Below are 24886 nucleotides of genomic sequence, written 5' to 3' on the forward strand. Positions count from 1 at the left end.
GGGTCACCGGTAGGCCACCTGTGGTGGAGCCCCCCCCAGGTTTGCCGACGGGTGTGTAACACACATTCCAAATGCCGGGGGCGGTGGGGGGGGCGCCCCGCGCCCGCCCGCCGAATCCTCCGCCCACTACGAAGGAACACACCCACGTGAAGTACATCGAGACCCAGACACTGCCCTCGCTCGCAAGCGCCGAGGTCCGGATCATCGCGCACACGCCCGAAGCCGCCCGCGCGGTCGCAGAAGCCCTCCGCGGCTGCTTCGCCGGTGCCGAACAGCGCAGTTACCCCGGTCTCGACGGCGCCACCCGCCTCCACCTCACCGTGGACACGGCAGCCCCCGCCGTCCCCGCCCGCACGTGGATGGCCACCAGCAGAACCCTGGTCGGCAGCGGCGCCCACTCCGACGAGACCTGAGAGCCCCGGCCCCGAAGCCCACCCCACACACGAGAGGACGCGGTCATGGCCACACTGCGCGAACGCAAGACCTACCGCGACCAGGTGCTCCGGGTCCTGTACGAAGCCGTCGAAGGCAACCGTCTCCTCGGCATCACAGGGACGCAGCTGCGGCACGAACTCCACGTACCGGAGCAGGACTTGGCCGCCGCCTGTACCTACCTGGCGGGCGAAGGCCTGATCACCGTCGACTGGGAGCCGGGCAACACCCCGGCGATGGTCACCCTCACCCACGAAGGAATCCGCCGCATGGAGACCGAGGAGGAAGAGCACGGCTGAATCGACGGCTGAATCCCCTCGCGCACGTGACGAGGGCCGGCGCCTCGGTGTCGTTCGATGCCCGCCATCCGCCCCTCCACGAAGCCGAAGCCCCAGGTCAACGACCTCGGGCTTCGTCACATGAGACCCGCCGCTACAGTGGACGCTCGTGCGTGCGTACAGACGTACGAACGGTGCGACGGGCGGGGGCTCAGGATGCAGAACGCCGATCTGGGCGTCTCGGAGGACGGGCTCACCCGGCTGGCCGACGACCTCGACGAGATGCAGCGCTATCTGGATCAGCAGATCCGCAGCATGGACGGGGTCGTCGACAGGATCGCCGCGGGCTGGCAGGGGCCCACTGCCACCGCGTACCGCGCGCTGCACCGCGGGGTCGCCGAGGATGCCGTGCGCATCCGCAAGGTGGTGGTCCTCCTGGAAGCGGCGACGCGCGCCTCGCGCGACGGCTTCACCGAGCAGGAACTCGAGGTCCTGGCCTCGTTCCGGCGGTCGCAGGAGGGCGAGGACGTGTCCGCCGCGGCCCGCGCGCTCACCGTGCCGGACCAAGCGCCCTCGCCGGACTCCGGCCGGCCGGCGAGCCGGCTTCTGGACATCTGAACCACGGGGGATCAGCACCATGCCCGACGAAGACCGGATCACCGTCGACTTCGCGACCCTGCAACGCCTTTCGGGGGACCTGGAGGAGATGCTCCGGGTCCTCAACGAGAAGCTCGACACGCTGTACGGGCGGGCGACCAAAGCCGTCGTGGGTTGGGACGGCGAGGCGCGGGAGACCTTCATCGACGAGCTGGACAAGTGGAGCCGCTCCGCCGACGACCTCAAGGCCGCCCAGGCCTGGCTCCACGAGGTCGTGGTCAAGGGGCACCTCAACTACGCCGCGGCCAACAGGTCCGTGCTCGAGGGCTGGGGAGGCGGCGCCTGATGGCCGGCCCCTCGCCCTCACCCACGCCTTCGCCGGGCGGTAGCGGCGCCATCGACGTCAAGCCGAGCGACCTCTGGTCGGTCTCCGGACGGGTCGCCTCGCAGCAGGACCTCCTGGTGCGCGGTGCCAACAAGCTGCTGGACGAGCTGGCCAAGTACCCCGACGCCGGAGGCGCCGGCACCGAGGCCCAGAGGTTCGCCCAGGCGTACAAGAAGATCGGCGACCGCTGGCTGGAGGTCTGGGGCCGTTCCGTGCTCAGCGTCGGCGGCGTAGCCGTCGGGTTCACCGAGACGGCCAACGCCTACACCAAGGCGGACGCCGCGGCCCATCCCAAGCCGGGGAATACGGCCGAGCAGCGCCCGCGACCCACGGTCATCGACAAGGCCCCGAACTTCGACCCGCTGCCCGACATCAAGTGGGGTGACGACGACGGCGGGGACGACCTGCTGCGCGGCCTGATGGAAGCCATCCCCGAGATCATCCGGGACCTCCTCCAGCCGCTGTGCAAGCACGTGTTCCGGGTCGGCAGGGTGGCGGACGTCCACCCCTTCCCGCAGCAGCACTACCTCAACTCGCTGTGCCACAGCTGGATGGACGTCTCCGTCACGGCGACAGTGGTGGCGGACCAGCTCACCCAGTCCGTCGGCACCATCACCAACCACCAGCAGGCCGATTGGGAAGCCGCCATGCGGACCTTCTGCAGCGCCCTGTGGGGCGGCACGTCATGGGGACGGCAGCGGCACGGCTACCAGTGGGCGCACACCACCGACTCCGGCCGTGGCACGCCCCGCTTCCCCACCAACAGCCAGCCCGTGCTGTCCGTGCTGAAGGACACGGCCGACAACATGGCCACCATCCTGCGCGAGTACGCGGAAGCCGCCGTCGACCTGAACCGCGACGTCAATGACGAGCTCGAGCGCGCCATGCTGAAGGCCGCCAAGGAGATCGCCGAAGACCTCTCCAAGCCCAAGAACCCCAAGGACGTCCTCGGCACCGTCACCTCCGCCCTCGGCAAGGGGGTGGGCCTGATCCTCTCCTTCGACGTCAAGACCGTCCTGAACATCGACACGGCCAAGCTGAACCGGATCGTCGACACGTACACCGGCATCCTGGCCGGCCTGACCACCCGCATGGAGGCGCTGAAGGCGCCGCTGGACGAGGCGTACCTGAGCGCCCCCAAGTTCGAAGCGGGCGTGGCCCAGGCGCACGGCTTCGGCATGCGGTCCCTGGAAGAGTTCAAGGACTCGCAGATCTGGCTGAAGATCGACTCGAACGGGAACTACGACCTGAACCTCGGCGCCAACGAGTACTCGGCGGACGGCCACTCGCTGGACAAGCACGTCGGCAAGACGGACGAGCAGCTGGCGCAGCGCCTGCGCGACCAGCAGGACCCGACCGCCCGCACACCACCGACCTGGCCGCACGGCAGACCGGGGATCGGCAGCTCCTCCTCCTTCCCGGACTACCAGCGGGCCGAGGTACTGACCGAGTACAACCTCAACGAGAACAAGGCCCGCATCGAGGCGTGGATCAAGGGACCGCCACAGCCGGCCGACGGAGCTGTCGAGAAGTTCCGTTCGACCGCGCCGGACGGCGAAACCAGCGGCCGCAGCGTGTTCAAGCAGCCGGTGAACCCGAACGACCCGCAGTCCGGGTACAAGGAGGCAGGGATCAACGCCACGGGATACGAGGTGAACGGCATCGAGACCCGCATCAGGTACGACAGCAGCCGCACCCCTCCCTTCACCGTGATGACGTCGATGCCCTACAAGCCCTAGCACCCCGCCGAGAAAGGCCCGCACCACATGCCGTCCGCCGACCAGACGTCCTGGGACGCCGCGGTACGCCACCTGTACAGGGACGCGTACGCGTACGTCGCCACCGGCCCGCGCCGCCACGAGGACTGGACGCTCGACGTCCTCGCGGTGATGGCCCGGGTCCCGGACCCCCGGGGCTGGGCCCGCATCGACGACGGGGCACCGGAGCCGGAGTCCTCGGGACGCCCCGTACACCCCTTCGCCGTCCACCCCCCGGAGTACGTCGCGCCGCGTCTCCAGGAGATCGACCGGGACAGCGCCGAGAACCTGCTGCTGGCCCTCACCGAGGAGGGCTGCACCCTGTCCAACCTCCGGTACTTCGACGAATCCCCCGACGAACTGCGGGCGATGGCGCGCACGATCCTCGCCCGCTACGGGGACGGGGCGACGTATCACACCAACGTCAGCAAGCAGGGCAGCGCTCCCGGCACCCTCGACTTCACGCTGGACAGGCTGGGATACAACCCGCTGAGCGTTTACACGGAGGACTGCGGACTCGTCATCGTCTCGGACGCCGAACTCGGCCTGTTCTGGACCTTCGCCGACTACTGATCCCCTACGCGCGCAGCACCTGACCAGGTGATTTGAGAGGATGCCCCCGTGCTGACCCGTTCCGCCTCCTATCCCGACCGCGAGACCGCCCAGTGGGCCACCCAGCAGGTGGTGACCGCCAACGAGCAGGCCGTCCACCGCTGGCTCGCCCAGAGCACCCGGGCCCGGCTCACCGTCGAGGCCGCCTGGCCCTCCCGTGAGGAGCCCGTCGGCAGGGTGCAGCTGGAAGCCGACCTGCTGGCCGGGCACGGGCCCGTCGACGTCCGGGCGGCGCGCGTCGTGCTGCGCCGCGAGCCGTCGAGCCCGCACGGCTTCGTCGTCCACACGACCGTCCCGTTCTACCTGTAGGGGCTGCCCGCACATGTCCATGAAGCCCCTCGAACACGACCGCCGGTACGGCGAGTTGGACCAGGTCATGCGTGCGTACCTGGGGCAGCCCGCCGACGACACACCGGAGCGGCGCAGCCGCGCGCTGGAGGCGTACCTCCGCCACACCTGGCACACCCGCCCCTCGGCCATCGCTGAGGCGGAGCGCCAGCTGCGCGAGTACAGCCGCAACCCTCCGGGACGGATCCGCCAGGGTCTGGGCGAGTTCTACGCGATCCCGGACACCGGGATGCCCCAGTCGGAGATCGGCGACTGGCTGATGGTGCTGGCCGACCACCTGAAGCAGAGCATCGAGGAGGGCGGCGTACCGGAACCGTCGTCCCCGCAGACGCACTGGGAGTGGCACGCGCGCTTCCCGGAGACCGCGCAGCTGCTCGGGGGCTGGTTCTCGCAGGACATCGTCGACGAGTTCTCCGATCACGACGCCGCCGTCGCCGACTACGCCGCCACCACCCACCCCCAACTGGTCGCGCGCCTCGTGGGCGAACTGGGTGAGTTGCTCGCCCTCCCCCTCGACGAGGGGGACTACGCCTTGGCCGCTGCCGAACTCGGCATGGAGGTGGGCCCGCCCGAGCCGTTCTCGCACGGCGCCTGGTTCCGGTCGCTCGTGAGCACACTGGGCGGAGTCTGATCCGGATCGGGCGCCGCGAAGGCGGCTCGTACCGGCCGGCCGCGCTCGGCGAAGTCGTCCGGATCTCCGCCGCCGCGGGTGTCCTGCCGTCCGCGCTGGGTGGCGGTTCGCCGGCGCTGAACCCCGACGGCAGAGCCCCGACGGCAGAGCCCCGACGGGAGAGCCCCGACGGGAGAGCCCCCGGGCCCGGGGCGGAACCGAGGGGGAGGCGCGACCGCTCGCCGAGAGGCTCGGCCCGCGTGGCGCGGTCCCGCAAGTGGGCGTCGGCCCCGGCCACCCCCCCTCGTCCACCCCCCCCCCGTCGCCCCCCCCGGGGAAGTCCCCCGGGCCCTCTTCCCAAGGCTGTCCCGCCCCCCGCGTCCGGTTCGTGCTGGCGCCAGGCTCCGGCGAGCCGAATGAGGCGGGCCGGGGCGGCGATGCCGCGTACGGCTGCGATCTTGTCCTCCGTGACCTCGAACGCCACGGCGCCCAGGACCTGGTCGCCGAGGACGAAGAGGACGGCGGGGGCGCCGTTGACGACCGCGTAGTGGAGGGCGAGCGCACCGCCGGCGAGCCGCTGCTTCGCGGGGGTGGACTTGAAACCGCCCCGCAGGACGGCGGCGACGCGCCGCGGAGTGTCGTACCGCAGCAGCTTCTCGGCAAGGCCCGCGCCGTCGGAGAGCGCGATCACGTCGTCGGTGAGCAGGGCCACGAGCCGTTCGGTGCGGCCGGACGTGGCGGCGGTCAGGAACTCCTCTACGATCCTGCGCGCCGCGGCGGGGTCGACCTCGTGGCCGCCGCGGCGGCGCGTGGCGCCGATGCGGGTCCGGGCGCGGTGCAGGTGCTGCTGGCTCGCGGACTCGGTGATGGCGAGGATCTCGGCGATCTCGGCGTGACCGTAGGAGAACGCTTCGCGCAGGATGTAGACGGCCCGCTCGACGGGTGACAGGCGCTCCATGACGGTCAGCACGGCCAGCGAGACCGATTCGCGCTGCTCGACGGTGTCGGCCGGGCCGAGCATCGGGTCGCCCTCGAGGAGCAGTTCGGGGAACCAGGCACCGGCGGTGCGTTCGCGGCGGGCCTGCGCCGAGCGGAGCCGGTCGAGGCACAGGTTGGTGACGACCTTGGTCAGCCACGCTTCCGGCACCCTGATCTGCTGCCGGTCGGCGGCCTGCCAGTGCAAGAAGGCGTCCTGCACGGCGTCTTGGGCGTCGGCGGCGGAGCCCAGCAGGCGGTAGGCCAGCGAGGCCAGCCGGTTCCGGGAGGCCTCGAACCGGTCGGTGTCGAAACGATCGGCCGAGAAACGATCGGCGGCGGCGCTGTCCACGCGGGTCACCCTACCGACGGCTACGCGGCCGCCTTCTGGAGGGAGCGATCCGGCACTGAGGCGAGGTGGCGCCGGCGCGTGGGCAGGCAGAAGGTCGGGTGAGAGGTGGTCCACAGCGACATCGCGAGGATGCCCGCCTTGATCCGGGCGGCTTTCCGGCCGCCCGCGTACGTCGGCTTCGCCTGCGCCGCGCGGTCGACCAGCTGCAGGATCCCGTCCTGCCGGCCGAGGCTGATGTGGTTGCCCGGATAGACCAGCTTGACGTGTCCGGTCCCGCCGCCGGTCAGGGACCCCATGATGGCCTTCATGGCCTGCATCGCGGTGAAGCCGGCCGAAGCGCAGGACATCGGCAGCGGCAGGCCGTTTTCGCCGAGGGTGTGGACGCTGTCGCCGGCGGCGTAGACGTTCGGGTGCGAGAGCGAGCGCATGGTGCGGTCGACGACGATCCGGCCGTTCGCGGTGACCTCCAGCCCGGCGGCGGCGGCGATGGGGGCGACCGCGAACCCGGCCGTCCACACCGTCGCATCGGACGGCAGGGCGGTGCCGTCGGCGCACAGGACCCGGGTCGCTTCGACGGCTTCGACGCCGGTGTGTTCCACGACGGTGATGCCCAGCCGCTCGCAGGCCCGGCGCAGGTGGCTGCGGGCTCCGGCGGACAGCCGGTCACCCAGCTCTCCGCGGGCGACCAGGGTCACCGACAGGCCGGGCCGGGATTCGGCGATCTCGGTGGCGGTCTCGATGCCGGTCAGCCCGTCGCCGACGACCAGGACGGTGCCGCCTTCCCGCAGGCCGTCCAGGCGCTCGCGCAGGCGCAGCGCCGAGGGCCGGACGGAGACGTCGAAGGCGTGATCGGCCACGCCGGGGACACCGCGGTCGTCACCGTGGCTGCCGAGCGCGTAGAGCAGGGTGTCGTAGCCGAGCTCGTCGGCGCCGACGTCAGGGCCGCCATCGGAGCCGCCGTCGGAGCCGCCGTCCGGGGCGGTCACGGTGACGACCCGGCGCTCGGGGTCGACGGCCGTGACGCGGGCCAGGTGCAGCCGGACGCCCGTGCCCGCGAAGACGTCGGCGAGCTTCCGGGTCTCGATCTCCTGGCCCGCCGCCAGCTGGTGCAGCCGCAGCCGCTCGACGAAGTCCGGCTCGGCGTTGACCACGGTGACCTCGGTGTCCGCCGGGGACAGCCGGCGGGCCAGGTTCCCGGCCACGTAGGCCCCGGCGTAGCCGGCACCGAGGACGAGGATGCGGTGCTTCATGGGGTGCTCCTGTCGGTTCGCTGGGCTCTCGGTGACTTGAGCGGAGCAGCGAAGCGATTCCTGACAGGAACGCCACGTGACGTGGGTCACGGGCCGCCGACCTCGCCCGACCACCCCGTGGGGTGATGGTGCCGGTGGACGTGGTCATGCCCAGGCGCCGCGCGGGAGCACGCGGCGGGCTCCGCCGAAGTGGTCGCCGTGCGAGTGGGTGTAGATCAGGCCGATGACCGGGCGGTCGCCCCGGTGCTCGCGGTACAGACCCAGCGCGGCGGCGGCCGTCTCGGAGGATATGAGCGGGCCGAAGACGATGACCCCGCGGTCGCCCTCGACGAGGGTCATGTTCGAGAGGTCCAGGCCCCGGACCTGGTAGACGCCGTCGGCGACCTCGTAGAGGCCCTGTTTGGAGGCGAGCTGCGCCTGCCGCCACAGGGTTTGCGGCACTCCACCAGACGGGTGGCGGCGTAGCGCCGCTCAGCCCTGTACGGCCAGCACGATCCGCAGCACGCAGGCCGCGAGCACGGCGCCGGACACGGCGCTGGTGATGACCAGCCCGCGGGTGCTGCGGGGCAGGCGGTCCGGCAGGGTCACCTCCTGCGGGCGCTTGGGGTCGTAGATCACGTCCATCCGGCCCCCGATCCGGACCGGCGGGAAGACGAACGGGCCCACGGTGTACTGGCGTGCGGGGGCGCCCACCGGGGTGTACTCGAGCAGGATCATCGAGCCCCCCGCGACCTGGCCCACGTTGACGCAGACGGCCGAGTGCCGGACGCCCCGCTTCAGCAGCGGGCTCGCGTGGAAGTAGATCCCGAGCGCGACGCAGAACACCACCAGCGCGACCAACGCGACCAAGAAGATCCAACCGCTCACCGACAACGCCCCCCGACCGATGGAAAGCCCAGATCATCGCCGACCGCCGACAGGGCTGCAAGGCTCTTTTGGGTCCGGGGTCGAGCCGGGGCCCGGGTCGGAGGACGCCGGTCAGGCGGGTGACGGTTCCTCGTCCACCGGCGCCGCTCCGGTGAGGGTGTCGACCAGGGCCTGGGCGAGGACGGTCGCGGCGCCGATCCTCGTGTCCTCCCGCTCGTCGCCGGTGACCTTGCCGATCACCGCGTCACGTACCGACTGCGAGATGTCCAGGCCCCCGTACAGCTCGGGGAAGGACAGCGCCATCAGGCAGACGCCCACGTTCGCCGAGAGGATCGACTGGCCGGCCAGCGCCGGGGTGGTCCGCAGCCGGCCGGCGTCGCGGCACCGCCCGACGGCCGTCAGGAGCAGCGCCTGCGCCTCCCCGATCGCCTGCGGCTTGGCCGCTCCGGCCGGGGTGAACATCAGCCGGTAGAGGTGCGGGTTGCCGAGCGCGAACGCCACGTGGCTGTCCCAGGCCGCGCGCAGGTCCGCCACCGGGTCGTCGGTCTGCGGATTGCGGCGCTTGTTGGCGAGGAACCGCTCGAAGCCGAGGTCGGCCACCGCGGTGAGCAGCCCCTCCTTGTCACCGAACTGGCGGTAGATCTCGGGCATGCCGACCTTGGCCCGGTCGCAGATGGCCCGGGTGGAGATCGCCGCTGCGTCCTTGGTGGCGAGCAGCTCCGCGGTGGCTTCCAGAATGCGCTCTCGGGCCGTTGACATGGCGTCGATGGTATCAGCGCTAACAGGAGCGGCCTGGGGAGACAGGGGCTGAGCCCGTCAGGTGCAGGGCATTACAGCATTTCGTAATCATCGCTAACGATGCGTGTTAGCGTTGCGGACATCTGCTTGTGAGCGCCGGCTGAGAAGCACCCACGGAGACGTCATGGAGACCTATGGACACCGGCTGGACCTCGATTCCGCGGATCGCGCGCCCCTGGGGCCCGTCGCACGGCTGATCGTGATCGTGCTCTTCGAGGGCGTCGACCTGCTGGACGTCACCGGACCTCCGGAGGTGTTCTCCCTGGTCCCGCGGGAGACGGAGGACGCCGCCGGCTACCGGGTCGTCCTGGCCGCGCGCACGCTCGACCCCGTCACCACCTCGGCCGGGGTGCGCATCCTGCCGGACCTGACCTTCCTCGAGGCCGCCAAGCGGAGCATCGACACGCTCCTGGTGCCCGGCGCGGTCGAGCTGGACGCCGAGCGCCGCGTCCGCGCCCTCACCGACCCGGAGGTCGTCGACTGGGTGCGGACGCTCGCCGCGCACGCGCGCCGTGTCGCGTCCGTCTGCGTGGGGGCCCACCTCCTGGCCGCGGCCGGACTGCTCGACGGCAAGCGGGCCACCACCCACTGGTCCACCGCGGAGCAGCTCGCCACCGACCACCCGGCGGTCGAGGTGGACGCCGACCCGATCTTCATCCGGCAGGGCGAGGTGTGGACCGGCGCCGGGATCAGCGCCTGCCTGGACCTCTCGCTCGCCCTGGTGGCCGAGGACTTCGGCGAGGGCGTCGCCCTGCGCGTGGCCCGGCAGCTCGTGATGTACATGAAGCGGCCTAGCGGGCAGAGCCAGTTCAGCATCCCGCTGGAGCCCGTCTCCGCGACGCGGCGCGGCGAGGACCTGCGGCTCTTCATCGGGCGGCACCTCGGCGACCGGCTCAGCCTGGCCGACATCGCCGCGTACGCGCACGTCAGCGAGCGGCAGTTGGCCCGGATCTTCAAGTCCGAGCTGGGCATGACCCCGGCCGCCTACGTCGAGTCGGCCCGCGTGGAGCTGGCGCGGGGCCGGCTCGAAGCCACCGATGCCACGCTCGAACGGATCGCCTCCACCTGCGGGTTCGGCACCGCCGACACCCTCGTACGGGCATTCCGCCGCACGCTCGGCACCACGCCGACGGAGTACCGGCTCCGCTTCCGGGCCGCCTGAGCGGCGGCGGCCCCAGCTACGCGGCCCCTGCTACGCGGCCCTGCGCCCGGCCGGGTCGAGGGAGTCGACGTCCTCCATGAAGCTGAGCATCCGGGCGTTGACCACGTCCGGGTGATCGATCTGCGGGCCGTGCCCGGTCGCGGAGACGATCTCGGCGCGGGCGCCCGGCACCAACCTCGGTACGCGCTCCAGCTGCCGGTTGGGGTGCACGAGCAGGCTGTGCTTGCCCATGATCACGTAGAGCGGGGTCCGGATGGACCGCAGCGCGTCCTCGGCCAGCGGCAGGGGTGCGGGGCGGCGGATCCGGTACGCGCGGGCGCCGAGCTGGATCCACTTGCGCATCTCGGGGACGGCGATGACCGGCTGATCCAGCCACTTGGCGAGCCGGGGGCGCAGGGCCTTGGGGGCGAAGGTGGCGAACAGGCTGATGAAGACCCAGGCGAAGAAGCGCAGGCCGACCTTCTCCAGGCCGCCGGGGTCGAGGGCGGTGACGGAGGCGAGTCGATCGGGCCGACGGTGGGCCTGGTTGAGGACGAGCCAGCCGCCGTAGGAGGAGCCGACGAGATGGACCTTGTCGAGGCCGAGCGCGTCGAGGGCTTCGTCCATCCACTGCGCGGCGCGCTCGGGCTGCCACATGGGCTCGCGGTGCACGCTGCGGTTGGCGTCGCCGGGGGTGTCGAGGGCGTAGACGGGGCGGTCGAGGCTGAGCCCGGGGGTGTTGGGGTACCACATGGCGGAGCTGTAGCCGGCGCCGTGGATCAGGACGATCGGCGTACGGAATTCGGCTGCGGGGTCCGAGGGCCCGTACCGGTAGACGTGCGTGGTGCCGAAGCTGGTCTCGACGTCCGTCTCGGAGCGGAGGGGCGCCCCCATCGCGAAGAGCACGTCGGCGGCGGCGAAGTAGCGGTCGCGCAAGGTGTCGTTGACGTAGCGGCCGACATCGCGGCGAACGCGGGGCACGCTCTCAGGCGTAGGGGTCTCGGGCACGGGGGCACCTCCTGGAGGATCCGTTCTTCGTGATACGACCGTACCATGATGTTGATACGGCGGTACCATGAAAACGAGCCGCGGGATCGTCACCCACGGGCACCGACGGGCGGAGACACCAGCACATGCCGAAACGCGTGGACCACGAGGAACGGCGCACACAGATCGCCGAGGCGCTCATCCGCGTCGCCGGACGGCGCGGGCTGCACGCGGTCGGCATGCGCGACGTGGCGGCCGAGGCGGGGGTCTCCCTGCGCCTGGTCCAGTACTACTTCCAGACCAAGGAGAAGCTGCTCTTCTACGGGCTCCAGCACCTGACCGACCGCTTCACCGCGCGGGTGGGCGCCCGCCTCGCCGCCGCCGGCCCCGACCCCGGCCCGCGCGCGACGATCGAGGCGCTGCTGCTGGCCTCCCTGCCGACCGACGAGGAGGGCCGCACCTTCCACCTCCTCTACAGCTCCTACTCGATCCTGTCCGTGACCGACGAGGCCCTCGCCGCCCAGCCCTTCATCGCCAACCCCGACGCCGCCGAGGACGCGGTGGCCGGGCTGATCGGCCGGGCCCAGGAAACCGGCCTGGCCGACCCGGACGTCGACGCGCGCACGGAGGCGATCAGCCTGCTCGCCATGGCGGCGACCATGGGCACCAGCATCCTGGTCGGCCAGCGGGGCCCCGAGTCGGCCGTCGCGGTGCTGCGCCACCATCTGGACCGGATCTTCAGGACGGGCACACGGAGTCCCGCGGGGGACGCTCCCCCGTCGTGAGGTACGCGGTGACCGTGCGGTCGGAGCAGGCGTTGCCGTTGCCGAGGTAGACCCCGTGGCCGCCGTGGTCGACGGTGAGCAGCCGGGCGCGCGAGCCGAGGGCTTCGCGCATCTTCAGGGAGGCGGCGTACGGGGTCGCCGGGTCACGGAGGTTCTGGACCATCAGGATGTTCGAGGGCCCCCGGTCGGTGATGCGGGTGGGGCGTTCGGCGGGGGCGTCCTTCCAGAAGGCGCACGGGGTGATGTTCGCCGGCATCCCGGCCGTCAGCGGGTGCGCCGCCCGGTCCGCGGCCACCGCCCGCTCGTACCCGGAGACGTTCTTCGGCCAGGCCACGTCGTTGCAGATGACCCCCACCATCAGCGACGCGTCCGAGTCGGGGAGCACCGCGGCGAGCTCCTTGGGCAGCTCCGGGACCGCCTCGGGGTCCAGGGCCTCGCGCACGAGGCGGGCGAAGGCGGGGAACTGGGCGTCGCCGTAGAGGGCGGTCTGCAGGGCCTGGCGCAGCATCGTGCCGGTCAGCGGCAGGCCGGGTACGTTCGAGGGCTTCGGGGAACGGTCCAATTGCGCAGCGAGGGACAGGAACAAGGGGCGTACGTCGTCCGGGTGTTCGGCGAGCCGCAGCCCCTCCCCCGCCCGCGCCGGGTCCGCCGCCCAGGCCGCGAAGTCGGGGAAGCGGTCGTCGGCGCCCTGCGCCATGTTCGCGAGCCAGCCGCGCGCGACCCGCGTCGGGTCGGGGTCCCCGCTGCTGTCCAGCACCAGGCGGTCGGTGCGCTGCGGGAACTTCTGCGCGTACACCGCGGTCACGTAGGTCCCGTAGGAGACGGCCCAGACCGAGAGCTTGCGCTCGCCGAGGGCCTCCCGGAAGCGGTCCGTGTCGCGCGCCTGGTTGGCGGTGGTGAAACTGCGCAGCTCCGCGCCGCCGTTCGCGGCGCAGGCCTCGGCCACCCGGCGGGAGCGGTCGACGTTCTCCGCGATCCCTCCGTCGGCGCCGGGCCAGGACCGCAGGGTCGTCAGCCGTCGGTCGGCCGCGTCCAGGCCGCACTCGGCGGTGACGCTGCCGCCGACACCGCGCGGGTCGAGCGCGACGATGTCGTACGCGCCGGCCAACTGCCCCGCCAGCGCGGCCCCCTTCTGTGAGAGTCGCTGCACGCCCGAGCCTCCCGGCCCGCCGGGGACCGCGACCAGCGTCCCGCGCCGGGCGGCGGGGCGGGTGCTGGGCAGCCGGGACACGGCGAGGTCGACGTGCGGGCCGGCCGGGTCGGCGTAGTCGAGGGGGACGGACAGCTTCGCGCACTGCTGGCCGTCGAGGTGGCCCGTGTGGGTGCACGCCGTCCAGGCCAGGGTGGGCGCAGCGCCCCGGGTGGCGGCGGCGGCTGTGGCATCGGTGGCTGTGGCATCGGCAGTACTGGTCAGCGTGGCCGCCACGGCCGTGACGCAGAGGGCGATGAGTGCGGTCTTGCTGCGGTAAGTGGCCATGGAACGAGGATGGTTGAGCATCCTCGGCCGCCACATCCGGTAGGCGGGAAGGCCGTTCGGGGGGCTAGCCCCCCGGCCGGCCCCCCGTCAGACCACCACGACCGTCACCGCCGCCGCGCCCATCAGCACGGCGGCGGAGTGGATGGCCGCATGGCCGTAGTCACCCGACCAGAGGTGGCGGGCCAGGCCGCCCATGGCGGTCAGGCCCGCGATGATGCCGATCTGCGCGAGCAGGGTGACGGCGGTGAAGGGGGTCAGCAGCAGGATCACCGCGTTGAGCCAGAACGGGGCGGCGCCCGTCCAGCCCCGCCACTCCCGCACGTCCCGCCACTGCTGCCGGGTCGGCAGCTGCGGCACGTACGGGCGGCTCGGCCCCTCCCGGCGGTCTTTGGGTCTTCGGTGGTCCCCGAGCTCTCGGATCGCCGTCGTCACCGCGCCGTCACCAGCCTTTCAGTCACTTGCACGCAAGACGTCAACTCGCAGGCTGTACAGCCTCCTTGGGAGTTCCGGCCGGGACAAGGGCCCGTTCGGCAAGAAATCCGAAAGCCAGGCCGAAAGTGCCCCACATCGCTGCCTGAATGGCGAGCGAGGCGAGTCGGAACTGCCAGACGAGCGCCGCCGGGAAGTCCGCCGGCACCTCGTTGACGCCGGGCAGGAACGCGTAGGCGATGCCGACGGCCACCACGAAGGCGACCGAGGCGGCGATCGATGCGTTCCAGTTGCCCAGGCTCGGCGCCAGGCGCCGGCCCAGGATCAGCGCGGCCGCCGCGAGCAGCAGGCCGAGCGCGAGCATCAGGACGTAGAGGGTGGTCCGCTGCACCGTGGTCTCGGGGTCTCCGACGGCCGGCGGGTTGGCGGGGTACTTGAAGAACGGCACCAGGGTGACGGTGACGAACAGACCGCCGGAGACAAGCAGCGCCGTGGCCCGGGGGCCGAAGCGGCCGATCCGGCCCAGGGCGTAGCAGTAGACGAGCGCGGCGATGCCGCCGAGCGCGATCCCGTAGAGCAGGGTTCCGGTGCCCAGCCCGGCCGTGGCCTGGAGGGCCCGGCTGACCGGGGCGACCTCGCCGCCGTGGTGGTCGTGGGCTCCGGCTTCCTCGATGGCGATCGCCGCGTCGACCTGGGATTCACCGAGGAAGTACGCGACGAGGAACGCGGCGACTCCGGCGAGCAGGCCGGCGAGCATGCCCCTGATGAGGAGCACGCGGGGGGAAATGGGATTCATGAAGTTTTCGGTCCCTTGCGGATCGGTGGATCAGTGGCAGGGGAAGCCGAGGAGGTGGCGGCCGTCGTGCATCCACTCGTGCACGGTGTCGCCTTCGAAGATCGCGGTGGCGCCCTGCTCGGCGCCGACGAGGTAGAGCAGGACCAGCATCAGGACACCGACGAACAGCGCCCAAGGGGCCAGAGCGGTGAGGGAGATGGGTGCGACGGCCAGGGGAGCGGCAGTCGTGGGCACGGCGGAGTTGGCCATGGCAGGAGCCTCCAGAGGGAACACGCGTCCCGGTCAGTGGTGCTTTCGACGACGGTGGCGGGTCTGACTTTCCTCCCCCTCCGGGAGGATTCACAGTGGCGCGACCGTGCCGGATTCTCAACCGGACTTCCGTCATACCGTCGTCTTGTCGTCCGCCACCGTACCGCTCTTTATGGCGGCCTTACAGCGTCCTTGCAGGAGGGCTCCGTCTCATCGCTCGTCCCGTCAGTCGATGGCGTCGACGACCTCGCCCAGGTCGACGAACTTGAAGCCGGTCGCCTCGCGGTCGCCGTCGCCGGGGGTTTCCCGGCCGTCCTGGACGACGAGCAGGCCGCGGGGGTAGCGCGTGCCGAGGGGGGCGTTGAGGGCTGCGGCGCCGTCGCAGACCTCGGAGCCGTCGAGGGTGGCGGAGGCCGCGGTGATGCGGAAGGCGCCCTCGAACTCGTTGTGGTCCTCGCGCTCGCGGTCGTAGGCGACGAAGGTGTCGTCGCCCTGGCTGGAGGCGAGCAGGTAGCCGTCGCCGTCAGCCTCGGTGACCAGGGTCAGGCCCTCGACGTCGGCCTTCAGGCGCTTGCCGCCGTAGCCGGGGTCGGCGCCGGGCGTGCACTCCTCGGTCTGCTCGTCGTAGGTGCCGGGCACTCCGTACTCGCGCACCTTGTCGATCAGCCTCGGCGTGCCGGTGAGGCCCGCATCGATGCGCCAGATCCCGACGTCCTCCTGCCCCGCGTACAGGGTGCCGTCCGCGGGATCGACGACCATGCCCTCGATCTGCGGCAGCTCGCCCGGCTCGGCGCAGGGCGTCCAGGAAGCGCCGTTCGGCAGGCGGAAGGACGACGGCAGGTCGAGCGTGCGCACCTGGCGGTAGTCGACCGTGCCGGCGGGGGTGGCCAGCAGCTCCAGCAGGGCGATCCGGGTGCGGTTGCGCTGGCTGACCAGCGCGTAGGACCGGCCGGTCTTGCGGTCCGTCCAGGTGGCCAGGCCGTACGCGGTCTTCTGCTCGTTGATCTCGGCCTGGTCGGCGGAGAAGACCGGGCGGGCTCCCGGGTCGGTGACGTCGGTGAGCGGGCCGCCGGGCCGGTTCCGGTCGATGCGGTAGATCCGCAGCCGGTCGTTGCCCCGGTCGCTGACGACCGCGAGATCGGCGCGCCCGCCGCCCAGGCGCAGGCCGTTGACCAGGTCGACGTTGTTGAAGCGGCCGGGTGCGTCGTCGGCGCCGGGTCCGGCCGGGGCGGACAGCGACTGCACCTGCCGGGCCTCCAGGTCGTAGACCCGCAGACCGCCCTGCTTGGCGGTCGCGATCACCAGGCTGCGGCCCGGGTCGGCGGCGTTGCGCCAGATCGACGGGTCATCGGCGTTGGCGTCGCCGTCGGCCTCGTCGTCGTACAGCGGCGCGGTCTCGGCCTTGGGCCGGACACTGCCGATCGAGGAGGCTTGCGCCGGGAGCGCAACGGAGGCCGCGAGTGTCGTGCAGAGCACGAGTACGGAGGCGCGGGCGGCCGAACGTATGGTCAATGTTCTTCCTTTACAAGGGTTTTGCCCTGAGGGGAAGACGCTCCCCGGGTTGCTGGTCATGTCCGCGCCCGGCAGGTGGCCGACGGTTGAACGCGATGCGAAACCCCGGGACAATCACACGGTGCACCCCACCGTCGTACGAGTCCGGCTCCTGACGCCCCCGTTGGACGAAGCGGCGCGCTCCCACCGCTTCCCGTACGGGGATCCGTGCCCCGGGCACGAAGGGCTGCGCGGGCAGGATCACGGCGCCTGGGCCGGGCGGAGCATGGACGATGTGGCCGCGGAGGACCCCGAGGGGCTGCGGCGGTGGATGACCGACACCTCGTACGCGCCCCCGGGCGGCGGGGAGTCGGTGGAGGCGCTGATCGCGCGGGTCGGTGCGCACCTGGGCGCGCTGGCGCCGGGGACGCACCGGGCGGTGGCCGGGCAGGGCGTCGTGCGGGCGGCCGTGGTGTGGGCCCTGGAGCTGCCCGCGGCTGCCTTCTGGCGGCTCGACGTACGGCCGGGGTCGGTGACGACGCTGACGGGGCGCTCCGGGCGCTGGAACCTGCTCGTGGGGCAGGCGGAGCCACCCGAATGAGAACGCGGCGGGGGCTTCCGGGTGAGAACGCGGAACGGCCCGGACCCCGCGACGCGGTCCGGGCCGAACTACCCTGGGTGCGGAGCGGGCGTCAGGCCACGATCCAGTCGCTCGTCGCGATCACCGGCTGCACGCCGTCGCGGTGCACGGTGCCCTCGATGAGGCCGTACATGCGGTCGGCCGCGAAGTAGACCTCGTTGTCGTTCTTGAGGCCGAAGGGCTCCAGGTCGACGAGGAAGTGGTGCTTGTTGGGGAGGTTGAGGCGCACCTCGTTGACCTTGGGGCAGTTGTCGAGCACGCGCTCGGCCATCTGGTTCAGGGTCTGCTGCAGGGAGTACGAGTAGGTCTCCGCGAAGGCTTCCAGCATGTTCTTGCGGACCTTCTTGTACGACTGGTCCCAGTCGTACTCGGCGTCGTCGGCGGCGAGCGCCGAGTGCGCCCAGCGCGCGGTGACCTTGGTCGCCAGGATGCGGTCGTACGCCTCCTGCAGCGTCGTGTACTTGTCCTTGATGAAGCCGTGGAACTCGGAGTTGGTCGAGTTCATCACGGTCAGGTCCTTCAGACCCGAGATCACCTGGAGACCGGTGGTCTCGCTGTACGTGATCTGCGCGGTGCGCACCTCGGTGCCCTTGAGGGCGAAGGAGTGCTGCTCCTTGCGCGTCGGGACCGGGATCCGCTCCCAGGCGTACTCCTCGACGCGGACCTGCGCCTCGCGGATCGGGGCCTGGGAGGAGACGAAGTGCTTGGCGAGCAGGATGCCGAAGGCCTCGGGGGAGGCGACGCCGTGCTCCTTGGAGAAGGCGTACACCGTGTTCTTGGTGGTGTCGGTGGGCAGGCAGTTGGCGTTGTCACCGGTGAGGTGGACGTCGCGGAACTCACCGCGGAGCGCGACGGAGACGTTGAGGTCGCGGATCTCGTGCCAGGAACCGTCGCCGCCCTTGCGGGTGACCTTGACGATGCGGTTCTCGGCCTTGCCGTACTGGTTCTGGGCGAGGATGTGCTTGCTCATGCGCTGTCTTCCTTCGGGTACTCGGGAACACGGAGTCCGGTCGTCTGGATCCCGTACGCCCGGCGTCCGGCGGACGCGCAGCCCGCCCCCCGCCGTTCGGTCACGCCGATTCCCCGCGTGGACCGCCCCGGGACTGACGTGCATCCCGGTCCGTAGGTGCCTGTTGATTCCAGCACGTCCACATGCCGTTCGTAAGGGAGCGGATCCTCCGAGAACAGGCACCCACGGCTTGGGCAACCGTACGATCTGTGCAGGTCAGACCGTGTGCGCGTCGGCCACCGTCAGGGCCTCGTCGATGATCCGCAGCCCCTTCTCCACGTCCTCGGCCTCCACGTTGCAGGGCGGCGCGACGTGGATGCGGTTCCCGGCGAGCAGCGGCCACAGACCGGCCTTCTTCAGGGCCGCCCCGAACTCGGCCATCGGCGCGTTGTCGGCGCCGGCGGCGTTGTACGGGACCAGCGGCTCGCGCGTCTCCTTGTTCCGTACGAGCTCCAGGGCCCAGAACGTGCCCAGCCCGCGGACCTCCCCGACGGACGGGTGGCGTTCGGCGATGGCGGCGAGGCCCGGCCCGAGCAGCTCCGCGCCGGTGCGGGCGGACTGCTCGACGGTTCCCTCCTCCTCCATGACGTTGATCGTCGCGACGGCGGCGGCGCAGGCCAGCACGTGCCCGGAGTACGTCAGCCCGCCCGGGTAGGGGCGGCGGGCGAAGGTCTCCGCAATGGCGGCCGAGATGGCGACCCCGCCGAGGGGGACGTATCCGCTGGTCACACCCTTGGCGAAGCAGATGAGGTCGGGGGTGACGTCCCAGTGCTCGGAAGCGAACCACTTCCCCGTGCGGCCGAAGCCGACCATGATCTCGTCGAGGATGAAGACGATGCCGAAGCGGTCGCAGAGCGCGCGGACCCCGGCCAGGTAGCCGTCGGGGTGCACGAGCACGCCGGGGGCGCCGCCGACGGTCTCCAGGATGATCGCGGCGATGGACTGCGGGCCCTCGAAGACGATGGTGTCTTCCAGGTGGCGCAGCGCGCGCTCGCACTCCTCGGCGGGGGTGGCCGAGTAGAAGGGCGAGCGGTAGGCGAAGGGGCCCCAGAAGTGCACGACGCCCGCGGTGGCGGCGTCGTTGCCGAAGCGGCGCGCGTCCCCGGTGAGGTTGATCGCGGTGGAGGTGGCGCCGTGGTACGAGCGGTACGCGGAGAGCACCTTGGGGCGGCCGGTGTGCACCCGGGCCATGCGGACGGCGTTCTCCACGGCCTCGGCGCCCGCGTTGGTGAAGAAGATCTTGTCGAGGTCGCCCGGGGTGCGCTCGGCGATCAGCCGGGCTGCCTCGGAGCGCACGTCGACGGCGAAGCCGGGGGCGACGGTGCAGAGCTTGCCGGCCTGCTCGGCGATGGCCGCGGCCACCTTCGGGTGCTGGTAGCCGATGTTCGTGTAGACGAGGGCGCTGGAGAAGTCGAGGAAGCGGTTGCCGTCGTAGTCCCAGAAGTAGGAACCCTCGGCGCCTGCCACGGCGAGCGGGTCGATGAGCTCTTGGGCCGACCAGGAGTGGAAGACGTGACTGCGGTCGTTGTCCTTCACCGTGGCCTTGGTGGAGGCGGCCAGTGCGGCGGCGTCGCGTGCGTCGGCTTCTGCGTTCATATTCCGAGGGTAGTTGTCCACGATGTGGAATCCGGTGGGGATGGCCGGGAGCGGGCGGGGCGCGTCAGACGACGTGCCGGCCGCCGTCCACGGTGAGCACGTCGCCGGTCGTGTAGGCGGCGTCGACCAGGTAGAGCGCGGCCTCGGCCACGTCCTCGGGGGTGCCCACGCGGCGCAGCGGGGTGTTCTCCGTGATCCACTCCCGCGAGCTCTCCCAGACCTGGTCCTCGCCCTCGTACCAGGGGGTGTCGATCAGGCCGGGTGCGATCGCGTTCACCCGGACGGCGGGTCCGAGCTGGGAGGCCAGCAGCCGGGTCATGTGGTTGACCGCGGACTTGCTGACGGCGTAGGGGATCGAGCTGCCCAGCGCGCGCGTCGCGGAGACCGAGGAGATGTTGATGATCGAGCCCGGGGAGCCGCTCGCGCCGGATTCCCGCAGGTGGGGAGTGGCAGCGGTGATCATCTGCCAGGTGCCGACGACGTTGACCTCGAAGATCTCGCGCCAGGCCTCGGCGTCGGCCGCTTCCAGGTCGTCCAGGGGGATGAACCGGGTGATGCCCGCGTTGTTGACCAGGATGTCGAGCCGTCCGTACGTGTCGATCGCCGTCCGGACGATCCGCCGCGCGTCGTCGGCGTCCGCGACGTCGCCGCGTACGTAGACCGCGTCGGGCAGTTCGGCGGCGAGCGCCTTGCCCGCGTCCTCGCTGCGCGCCGAGTTCAGGACCACGCGGATGCCGGCCGCGGCCAGCCTGCGGGCGATGCCGGCGCCGATGCCGGAGGAGGACCCGGTGATCAGGGCGACACGGCTCTCGACACGACTCTCGGACATGGCATTCCTCCTGGCAGGGGCTGGCTTTCCGCGTACGGACGCCGGGAGCATAACGCGAATACCACATCCCGGAAAAGAATTTCCAGGATACGGAATCTGACCTACCGGCGTTAGGGACCCGTCAAGGCGCTGCCAACGGGCGTATGGGCCCCGTCAAGGAAGCCTGTGAGGACCCGAAAAGGCGTTCCACTCAGAGGTGTCCGAAAAACGCCCGCCCTCGAACCCTCCGGGAGCTCACGATGGCCGATCTGGCCTTCGTCGTCACCACGATCGCGGTCTTCGCGCTGGTGGTCCTCGTCGCCAAGGGGGTGGCCAAGCTGTGAACGCCGAAAACGTTGTCGGCCTGCTGGTCGCCGTCGCCCTGTTGGGTTACCTCGTCGTCGCCCTCGTCTTCCCGGAGAGGTTCTAGCGCCGATGAGTCCCGTCCTCGCCGGGGTGCTCCAGCTGCTCGCGCTCGTCGCGGCCCTGGCCCTCGCCTATCGCCCCCTGGGCGATCACATGGCCCGCGTCTACTCCTCGAAGAAGCACTACGCCCCCGAGAAGTGGATCTACAAGGCGGTCGGCGCCAATCCGAACGCCGAGATGCGCTGGCCGGCGTACCTGCGCTCGGTCCTCGCCTTCTCGGCGGTGAGCGTCCTCTTCCTCTACCTGCTCCAGCGCCTGCAGGGCCACCTGCCCGGCTCGCTCGGCTTCGTCTCCATCAAGCCGGACCAGGCCTTCAACACGGCCGCCTCCTTCGTGTCGAACACGAACTGGCAGTCGTACTCCGGCGAGCAGGCCATGGGCCCGCTCGTGCAGACCGGCGGCCTGGCCGTGCAGAACTTCCTCTCCGCCGCCGTGGGCATGGCCGTCGCGGTGGCCCTCGTACGGGGCTTCGCGCGCTCCCGCACCGGCGAGCTCGGCAACTTCTGGTCGGACCTGGTGCGCGGCACCGTCCGCATCCTGCTCCCGCTGGCGGTGATCGCCGCCGTCGTGCTGGTGGCCTGCGGGGTCATCCAGAACTTCTCCGGCATCCACGAAGTCGGGCAGTTTGTGAACGGGCACAGCTTGGGGACCAAGCAGCAGTGGAACGGCGGGGCCGTCGCCTCGCAGGAGGCCATCAAGGAGCTGGGCACCAACGGCGGCGGCTACTTCAACGCCAACTCCGCCCACCCCTTCGAGAACCCGACCCCCTTCTCGAACCTCTTCGAGATCTTCCTGATCCTGCTCATCCCCTTCGCGCTGACCCGCACCTTCGGCCGGATGATCGGCTCGGTCCGCCAGGGCTACGCGATCCTCGCCACGATGGTCACCATCTGGCTCGGCTTCACCGCCCTGATGATGTGGACCGAATTCGGCCACCACGGCCCGGCGCTCCAGGCCGCGGGCGGTGCGATGGAGGGCAAGGAGGCCCGCTTCGGGATCGGCGCCTCCGCGATCTTCTCGGTCGCCACCACGCTGACCTCGACCGGCGCGGTCAACTCCTTCCACTCCTCCTACACGGGACTGGGCGGCGGGATCCAGTTGCTGGGCATGCAGCTCGGCGAGATCGCACCCGGCGGCGTCGGCTCCGGCCTCTACGGCATGCTGATCATGGCGATCATCGCGGTGTTCATCGCCGGCCTGATGGTCGGTCGCACCCCCGAGTACCTGGGCAAGAAGATCGGCACCCGCCAGATCAAGTTCGCGGCCTGCTACATCCTCATCACCCCGGCCGTGGTGCTCGGCTTCACCGCCCTCGCGATGGCCCTGCCCACCCCCGGACACTCGATGTCCAACGGCGGCGCGCACGGCTTCTCCGAGGTCCTCTACGCCTACACCTCGGCCGGCAACAACAACGGCTCCGCCTTCGCCGGCCTGAACGCCAACACCCAGTGGTTCAACACGACCACCGGTCTGGCCATGCTGCTCGGCCGCTTCCTGCCGATGGTCTTCGTCCTGGCCCTGGCCGGCTCGCTCGCCGAACAGCAGCCGGTCCCGGCCACCGCGGGCACCCTGCGCACCGAGAAGCCGCTGTTCACCTTCCTGCTCGTCGGCACGATCGTCATCGTCACGGGCCTCACCTACTTCCCGGCCCTGGCGCTGGGCCCGCTCGCCGAAGGGCTCGCCTCATGAGCACCGTCACCCCCACCCGAGCCCCGCACGGGGACCTGCCCAGCGGTCACAAGCCCGAGAAGGCCAAGATCGGCGGCGGCATCTTCGACCCGAAGCAGCTGCTGAAGTCCTTCCCGGACGCGGTGCGCAAGCTCGACCCCCGGGTGATGGTCAAGTCGCCGGTCATGTTCGTGGTGCTGATCGGCTCCGTACTGACCACCGCGCTGGCCATCTCCGACCCGGGCAACCTCTTCGGCTGGGCGATCACCGTCTGGCTGTGGCTGACCACCGTCTTCGCCAACCTCGCCGAAGCGGTGGCGGAGGGCCGCGGCAAGGCCCAGGCCGACACCCTGCGCAAGGCCAAGACCGACACGGTCGCCCGCCGCCTGAACGGCGCCGTCGAGGAACAGGTCCCCGGCACGGACCTCCGTATCGGCGACCTGGTCGTGTGCGAGGCCGGCGACATCATCCCCGGTGACGGTGACGTCGTCGAAGGCGTCGCCTCGGTCGACGAATCCGCCATCACCGGCGAATCGGCCCCGGTCATCCGCGAGTCGGGCGGCGACCGCTCCGCCGTGACGGGCGGCACCAAGGTGCTCTCCGACCGGATCGTCATCAAGATCACGACGAAGCCCGGCGAGACCTTCATCGACCGCATGATCAACCTGGTCGAGGGCGCGGCCCGGCAGAAGACTCCCAACGAGATCGCGCTCAACATCCTGCTCGCCTCGCTGACCATCGTCTTCCTGCTCGCCGTCGTCACCCTCCAGCCGTTCGCGATGTACGCGCACGCCAAGCAGTCGATGATCGTGCTGACCGCGCTGCTGGTCTGCCTCATCCCGACCACCATCGGCGCCCTGCTCTCCGCCATCGGCATCGCGGGAATGGACCGCCTGGTCCAGCGCAACGTCCTGGCCATGTCGGGGCGCGCGGTGGAAGCCGCCGGCGACGTCTCGACCCTGCTCCTCGACAAGACCGGCACCATCACCCTCGGCAACCGCCAGGCCTCCGAGTTCGTCCCCGTCACCGGCGCTTTCGCCGCCGAGCTGGCCGATGCCGCCCAGCTCTCCTCGCTGGCCGACGAGACCCCCGAGGGCCGCTCGATCGTGGTCCTCGCGAAGGAGAAGTACGGCCTGCGCGAACGCCACCAGGGCGAACTGGTGGGGGCCGAATGGATCCCCTTCACCGCGCAGACCCGCATGTCGGGCGTCGACGTGGACGGCCGCAAGGTCCGCAAGGGCGCGGCCGGTTCGATCATCGCCTGGGTCGGCGAGCAGGGCGGTACGGTCGCCCCGGACGCCCGGGCCAAGGTGGACGAGATCTCCGGCGCCGGCGGCACCCCGCTGCTCGTCGCGCTGGAGGACGAGAAGGGCGCGCGGATCCTCGGCGTCATCCACCTCAAGGACGTGGTCAAGGAGGGCATGCGCGAACGCTTCGACGAGCTGCGGCGCATGGGCATCAAGACCATCATGATCACCGGCGACAACCCGCTGACGGCCAAGGCCATCGCCGAAGAGGCGGGCGTGGACGACTTCCTGGCGGAAGCGACGCCCGAGGACAAGATGGCCCTCATCAAGCGGGAGCAGGCCGGCGGCAAGCTCGTCGCCATGACGGGCGACGGTACGAACGACGCCCCGGCTCTGGCTCAGGCCGACGTCGGCGTCGCGATGAACACGGGCACCTCGGCCGCCAAGGAGGCCGGGAACATGGTGGACCTGGACTCCAACCCCACCAAGCTCATCGAGATCGTGGAGATCGGCAAGCAGTTGCTGATCACCCGGGGCGCGCTGACCACCTTCTCCATCGCCAACGACGTCGCCAAGTACTTCGCGATCATCCCGGCCATGTTCGCGGCGGTCTACCCGGGCCTGGACAAGCTCAACATCATGGGCCTGCACTCCCCCGACTCCGCGATCCTCTCCGCGGTCATCTTCAACGCCCTGGTCATCATCGCCCTGGTCCCGCTCGCCCTGAAGGGCGTCCAGTACCGGCCCACCAGCGCCGACAAGATGCTCCGGCGCAACCTCACCCTCTACGGACTCGGCGGCCTGGTCGCCCCGTTCATCGGCATCAAGCTCATCGACATGGTCGTCTCCCTCATCCCCGGCCTGCGCTGAACCGGC

At 71.0% G+C, this 24886-nt stretch carries 27 protein-coding genes, 2 pseudogenes and 1 riboswitch; of the genes and pseudogenes, 15 read left to right on the forward strand and 14 right to left on the reverse strand.

Annotated elements, in window-relative coordinates; genetic code table 11:
- Positions 1-146 precede the first annotated feature (146 nt).
- The 8 genes from ACFVX6_RS07065 (at position 147) to ACFVX6_RS07100 (ending at position 5040) form a co-directional block, all read left to right on the forward strand.
- Positions 147-413 carry a hypothetical protein gene (locus ACFVX6_RS07065; RefSeq protein ID WP_389688803.1) on the forward strand — a complete coding sequence of 89 codons (267 nt, stop codon included), beginning with the start codon at positions 147-149 and terminating at the stop codon, positions 411-413.
- A gap of 45 nt (positions 414-458) precedes the next feature.
- Positions 459-731 carry a hypothetical protein gene (locus ACFVX6_RS07070; protein ID WP_389688805.1) on the forward strand — a complete coding sequence of 91 codons (273 nt, stop codon included), beginning with the start codon at positions 459-461 and terminating at the stop codon, positions 729-731.
- A 195-nt stretch (positions 732-926) separates the two neighbouring features.
- Positions 927-1328, forward strand: coding sequence for a WXG100 family type VII secretion target (locus ACFVX6_RS07075; RefSeq protein ID WP_389688807.1), 402 nt, complete (start codon positions 927-929; stop codon positions 1326-1328).
- A 19-nt stretch (positions 1329-1347) separates the two neighbouring features.
- Positions 1348-1653: a WXG100 family type VII secretion target gene (locus ACFVX6_RS07080; protein WP_389688809.1), complete on the forward strand. Its 306-nt coding sequence runs from the start codon at positions 1348-1350 to the stop codon at positions 1651-1653.
- On the forward strand, positions 1653-3431 hold the full coding sequence (locus ACFVX6_RS07085; RefSeq protein WP_389688811.1) for an RNase A-like domain-containing protein: 1779 nt from the start codon (positions 1653-1655) through the stop codon (positions 3429-3431). The genes ACFVX6_RS07080 and ACFVX6_RS07085 overlap by 1 nt, the downstream gene beginning before the upstream one ends.
- Before the next feature lie 27 nt (positions 3432-3458).
- On the forward strand, positions 3459-4022 hold the full coding sequence (locus ACFVX6_RS07090; protein WP_389688813.1) for a hypothetical protein: 564 nt from the start codon (positions 3459-3461) through the stop codon (positions 4020-4022).
- Between the two features lie 48 nt (positions 4023-4070).
- Entirely contained in the window at positions 4071-4370 is a 300-nt protein-coding gene (locus ACFVX6_RS07095) for an RNase A-like domain-containing protein (protein ID WP_389688815.1), read from the forward strand.
- Positions 4371-4383: 13 nt separating this feature from the next.
- A complete protein-coding gene (locus tag ACFVX6_RS07100; RefSeq protein WP_389688817.1) occupies positions 4384-5040 on the forward strand; it encodes a contact-dependent growth inhibition system immunity protein in 657 nt (218 codons plus the stop codon).
- Between the two features lie 358 nt (positions 5041-5398).
- On the opposite strand, the pseudogene ACFVX6_RS07105 reads toward ACFVX6_RS07100, so the two are convergent.
- The 5 genes and pseudogenes from ACFVX6_RS07105 to ACFVX6_RS07125 form a co-directional block, all read right to left on the reverse strand.
- Positions 5399-6355 (reverse strand): annotated as a pseudogene (locus ACFVX6_RS07105) (sigma-70 family RNA polymerase sigma factor); the annotation flags it as partial.
- 11 nt (positions 6356-6366) lie between these two features.
- On the reverse strand, positions 6367-7596 hold the full coding sequence (locus tag ACFVX6_RS07110) for an NAD(P)/FAD-dependent oxidoreductase (protein ID WP_389688819.1): 1230 nt from the start codon (positions 7594-7596) through the stop codon (positions 6367-6369).
- A 156-nt stretch (positions 7597-7752) separates the two neighbouring features.
- Positions 7753-8025: pseudogene (locus tag ACFVX6_RS07115) on the reverse strand (MBL fold metallo-hydrolase); the annotation flags it as partial.
- A 42-nt stretch (positions 8026-8067) separates the two neighbouring features.
- Positions 8068-8463: a hypothetical protein gene (locus ACFVX6_RS07120; protein WP_389688821.1), complete on the reverse strand. Its 396-nt coding sequence runs from the start codon at positions 8461-8463 to the stop codon at positions 8068-8070.
- A 111-nt stretch (positions 8464-8574) separates the two neighbouring features.
- Positions 8575-9222: a TetR/AcrR family transcriptional regulator gene (locus ACFVX6_RS07125; protein WP_389688823.1), complete on the reverse strand. Its 648-nt coding sequence runs from the start codon at positions 9220-9222 to the stop codon at positions 8575-8577.
- A gap of 214 nt (positions 9223-9436) precedes the next feature.
- Here ACFVX6_RS07125 and ACFVX6_RS07130 point away from each other — a divergent pair, with 214 nt between their 5' ends.
- Positions 9437-10423: a GlxA family transcriptional regulator gene (locus ACFVX6_RS07130; RefSeq protein ID WP_389689003.1), complete on the forward strand. Its 987-nt coding sequence runs from the start codon at positions 9437-9439 to the stop codon at positions 10421-10423.
- A 30-nt stretch (positions 10424-10453) separates the two neighbouring features.
- Here ACFVX6_RS07130 and ACFVX6_RS07135 read toward each other — a convergent pair whose 3' ends face one another.
- Positions 10454-11383: an alpha/beta fold hydrolase gene (locus ACFVX6_RS07135; RefSeq protein ID WP_389688825.1), complete on the reverse strand. Its 930-nt coding sequence runs from the start codon at positions 11381-11383 to the stop codon at positions 10454-10456.
- A 152-nt stretch (positions 11384-11535) separates the two neighbouring features.
- Between ACFVX6_RS07135 and ACFVX6_RS07140 the strand changes: the two genes are divergently transcribed.
- Positions 11536-12174: a TetR/AcrR family transcriptional regulator gene (locus tag ACFVX6_RS07140; RefSeq protein WP_389688827.1), complete on the forward strand. Its 639-nt coding sequence runs from the start codon at positions 11536-11538 to the stop codon at positions 12172-12174.
- On the opposite strand, the gene ACFVX6_RS07145 is transcribed toward ACFVX6_RS07140, so the two are convergent.
- The 5 genes from ACFVX6_RS07145 to ACFVX6_RS07165 all read right to left on the reverse strand — a co-directional run bounded on the left by ACFVX6_RS07145 (position 12128) and on the right by ACFVX6_RS07165 (position 16637).
- Entirely contained in the window at positions 12128-13651 is a 1524-nt protein-coding gene (locus tag ACFVX6_RS07145) for an alpha/beta hydrolase (RefSeq protein ID WP_389688829.1), read from the reverse strand. The two genes, ACFVX6_RS07140 and ACFVX6_RS07145, sit on opposite strands and share 47 nt — an antisense overlap.
- A gap of 87 nt (positions 13652-13738) precedes the next feature.
- Positions 13739-14008 (reverse strand): hypothetical protein, encoded by a 270-nt coding sequence (locus tag ACFVX6_RS07150; RefSeq protein ID WP_389688831.1) that lies wholly within the window; start codon positions 14006-14008, stop codon positions 13739-13741.
- Positions 14009-14123: 115 nt separating this feature from the next.
- Entirely contained in the window at positions 14124-14876 is a 753-nt protein-coding gene (locus tag ACFVX6_RS07155) for a CbtA family protein (RefSeq protein WP_389688833.1), read from the reverse strand.
- A gap of 30 nt (positions 14877-14906) precedes the next feature.
- Positions 14907-15125 carry a CbtB-domain containing protein gene (locus ACFVX6_RS07160; protein ID WP_389688835.1) on the reverse strand — a complete coding sequence of 73 codons (219 nt, stop codon included), beginning with the start codon at positions 15123-15125 and terminating at the stop codon, positions 14907-14909.
- A gap of 38 nt (positions 15126-15163) precedes the next feature.
- Positions 15164-15300: riboswitch (cobalamin riboswitch) on the reverse strand.
- Between the two features lie 50 nt (positions 15301-15350).
- Positions 15351-16637, reverse strand: a complete 1287-nt coding sequence (locus ACFVX6_RS07165) for a phytase (protein WP_389688837.1) — start codon at positions 16635-16637, stop codon at positions 15351-15353.
- Positions 16638-16758: 121 nt separating this feature from the next.
- On the opposite strand from ACFVX6_RS07165, the gene ACFVX6_RS07170 reads away from it, so the two are divergent.
- Positions 16759-17217 (forward strand): histidine phosphatase family protein, encoded by a 459-nt coding sequence (locus ACFVX6_RS07170; RefSeq protein WP_389688839.1) that lies wholly within the window; start codon positions 16759-16761, stop codon positions 17215-17217.
- A gap of 91 nt (positions 17218-17308) precedes the next feature.
- Here ACFVX6_RS07170 and pucL read toward each other — a convergent pair whose 3' ends face one another.
- The 3 genes from pucL to ACFVX6_RS07185 form a co-directional block, all read right to left on the reverse strand.
- The gene (gene pucL, locus ACFVX6_RS07175; RefSeq protein ID WP_389688841.1) at positions 17309-18226 is read right to left on the reverse strand and encodes a factor-independent urate hydroxylase; all 918 of its coding nucleotides are present in this window, start codon (positions 18224-18226) and stop codon (positions 17309-17311) included.
- Positions 18227-18481: 255 nt separating this feature from the next.
- Positions 18482-19861 (reverse strand): aspartate aminotransferase family protein, encoded by a 1380-nt coding sequence (locus tag ACFVX6_RS07180; protein WP_389688843.1) that lies wholly within the window; start codon positions 19859-19861, stop codon positions 18482-18484.
- A 64-nt stretch (positions 19862-19925) separates the two neighbouring features.
- Positions 19926-20690 (reverse strand): SDR family NAD(P)-dependent oxidoreductase, encoded by a 765-nt coding sequence (locus ACFVX6_RS07185; RefSeq protein ID WP_389688845.1) that lies wholly within the window; start codon positions 20688-20690, stop codon positions 19926-19928.
- A 143-nt stretch (positions 20691-20833) separates the two neighbouring features.
- Here ACFVX6_RS07185 and ACFVX6_RS07190 point away from each other — a divergent pair, with 143 nt between their 5' ends.
- From ACFVX6_RS07190 to kdpB, 4 genes are read left to right on the forward strand one after another with little or no spacing between them, the layout of a single operon-like run.
- Positions 20834-21013: a hypothetical protein gene (locus ACFVX6_RS07190; protein ID WP_389688847.1), complete on the forward strand. Its 180-nt coding sequence runs from the start codon at positions 20834-20836 to the stop codon at positions 21011-21013.
- Entirely contained in the window at positions 21010-21099 is a 90-nt protein-coding gene (gene kdpF, locus ACFVX6_RS07195; protein WP_215024204.1) for a K(+)-transporting ATPase subunit F, read from the forward strand. The genes ACFVX6_RS07190 and kdpF overlap by 4 nt, the downstream gene beginning before the upstream one ends.
- Before the next feature lie 5 nt (positions 21100-21104).
- The gene (gene kdpA / locus ACFVX6_RS07200; protein WP_389688850.1) at positions 21105-22784 is read left to right on the forward strand and encodes a potassium-transporting ATPase subunit KdpA; all 1680 of its coding nucleotides are present in this window, start codon (positions 21105-21107) and stop codon (positions 22782-22784) included.
- Positions 22781-24880 (forward strand): potassium-transporting ATPase subunit KdpB, encoded by a 2100-nt coding sequence (gene kdpB, locus ACFVX6_RS07205; protein ID WP_389688852.1) that lies wholly within the window; start codon positions 22781-22783, stop codon positions 24878-24880. Before kdpA ends, kdpB begins: the two co-directional genes overlap by 4 nt.
- The last annotated feature ends 6 nt before the right edge of the window (positions 24881-24886 follow it).

The sequence above is a fragment of the Streptomyces sp. NPDC058289 genome, assembly GCF_042880975.1.
GTDB classification, from domain to species: domain Bacteria; phylum Actinomycetota; class Actinomycetes; order Streptomycetales; family Streptomycetaceae; genus Streptomyces; species Streptomyces stoeckheimensis.

What these genes read in the sequence shown, in the direction of transcription:
- ACFVX6_RS07070 (WP_389688805.1), top strand. Translation starts at nt 459, where the DNA reads ATGGCCACACTGCGCGAACGCAAGACCTACCGCGACCAGGTGCTCCGG.
- ACFVX6_RS07075 (WP_389688807.1), top strand. Translation starts at nt 927, where the DNA reads ATGCAGAACGCCGATCTGGGCGTCTCGGAGGACGGGCTCACCCGGCTG.
- ACFVX6_RS07080 (WP_389688809.1), top strand. Translation starts at nt 1,348, where the DNA reads ATGCCCGACGAAGACCGGATCACCGTCGACTTCGCGACCCTGCAACGC.
- ACFVX6_RS07085 (WP_389688811.1), top strand. Translation starts at nt 1,653, where the DNA reads ATGGCCGGCCCCTCGCCCTCACCCACGCCTTCGCCGGGCGGTAGCGGC.
- ACFVX6_RS07090 (WP_389688813.1), top strand. Translation starts at nt 3,459, where the DNA reads ATGCCGTCCGCCGACCAGACGTCCTGGGACGCCGCGGTACGCCACCTG.
- ACFVX6_RS07100 (WP_389688817.1), top strand. Translation starts at nt 4,384, where the DNA reads ATGTCCATGAAGCCCCTCGAACACGACCGCCGGTACGGCGAGTTGGAC.
- ACFVX6_RS07110 (WP_389688819.1), bottom strand. Translation starts at nt 7,596, where the DNA reads ATGAAGCACCGCATCCTCGTCCTCGGTGCCGGCTACGCCGGGGCCTAC.
- ACFVX6_RS07125 (WP_389688823.1), bottom strand. Translation starts at nt 9,222, where the DNA reads ATGTCAACGGCCCGAGAGCGCATTCTGGAAGCCACCGCGGAGCTGCTC.
- ACFVX6_RS07140 (WP_389688827.1), top strand. Translation starts at nt 11,536, where the DNA reads ATGCCGAAACGCGTGGACCACGAGGAACGGCGCACACAGATCGCCGAG.
- ACFVX6_RS07145 (WP_389688829.1), bottom strand. Translation starts at nt 13,651, where the DNA reads ATGGCCACTTACCGCAGCAAGACCGCACTCATCGCCCTCTGCGTCACG.
- ACFVX6_RS07155 (WP_389688833.1), bottom strand. Translation starts at nt 14,876, where the DNA reads ATGAATCCCATTTCCCCCCGCGTGCTCCTCATCAGGGGCATGCTCGCC.
- ACFVX6_RS07160 (WP_389688835.1), bottom strand. Translation starts at nt 15,125, where the DNA reads ATGGCCAACTCCGCCGTGCCCACGACTGCCGCTCCCCTGGCCGTCGCA.
- pucL (WP_389688841.1), bottom strand. Translation starts at nt 18,226, where the DNA reads ATGAGCAAGCACATCCTCGCCCAGAACCAGTACGGCAAGGCCGAGAAC.
- ACFVX6_RS07180 (WP_389688843.1), bottom strand. Translation starts at nt 19,861, where the DNA reads ATGAACGCAGAAGCCGACGCACGCGACGCCGCCGCACTGGCCGCCTCC.
- ACFVX6_RS07185 (WP_389688845.1), bottom strand. Translation starts at nt 20,690, where the DNA reads ATGTCCGAGAGTCGTGTCGAGAGCCGTGTCGCCCTGATCACCGGGTCC.
- ACFVX6_RS07190 (WP_389688847.1), top strand. Translation starts at nt 20,834, where the DNA reads ATGGGCCCCGTCAAGGAAGCCTGTGAGGACCCGAAAAGGCGTTCCACT.
- kdpA (WP_389688850.1), top strand. Translation starts at nt 21,105, where the DNA reads ATGAGTCCCGTCCTCGCCGGGGTGCTCCAGCTGCTCGCGCTCGTCGCG.
- kdpB (WP_389688852.1), top strand. Translation starts at nt 22,781, where the DNA reads ATGAGCACCGTCACCCCCACCCGAGCCCCGCACGGGGACCTGCCCAGC.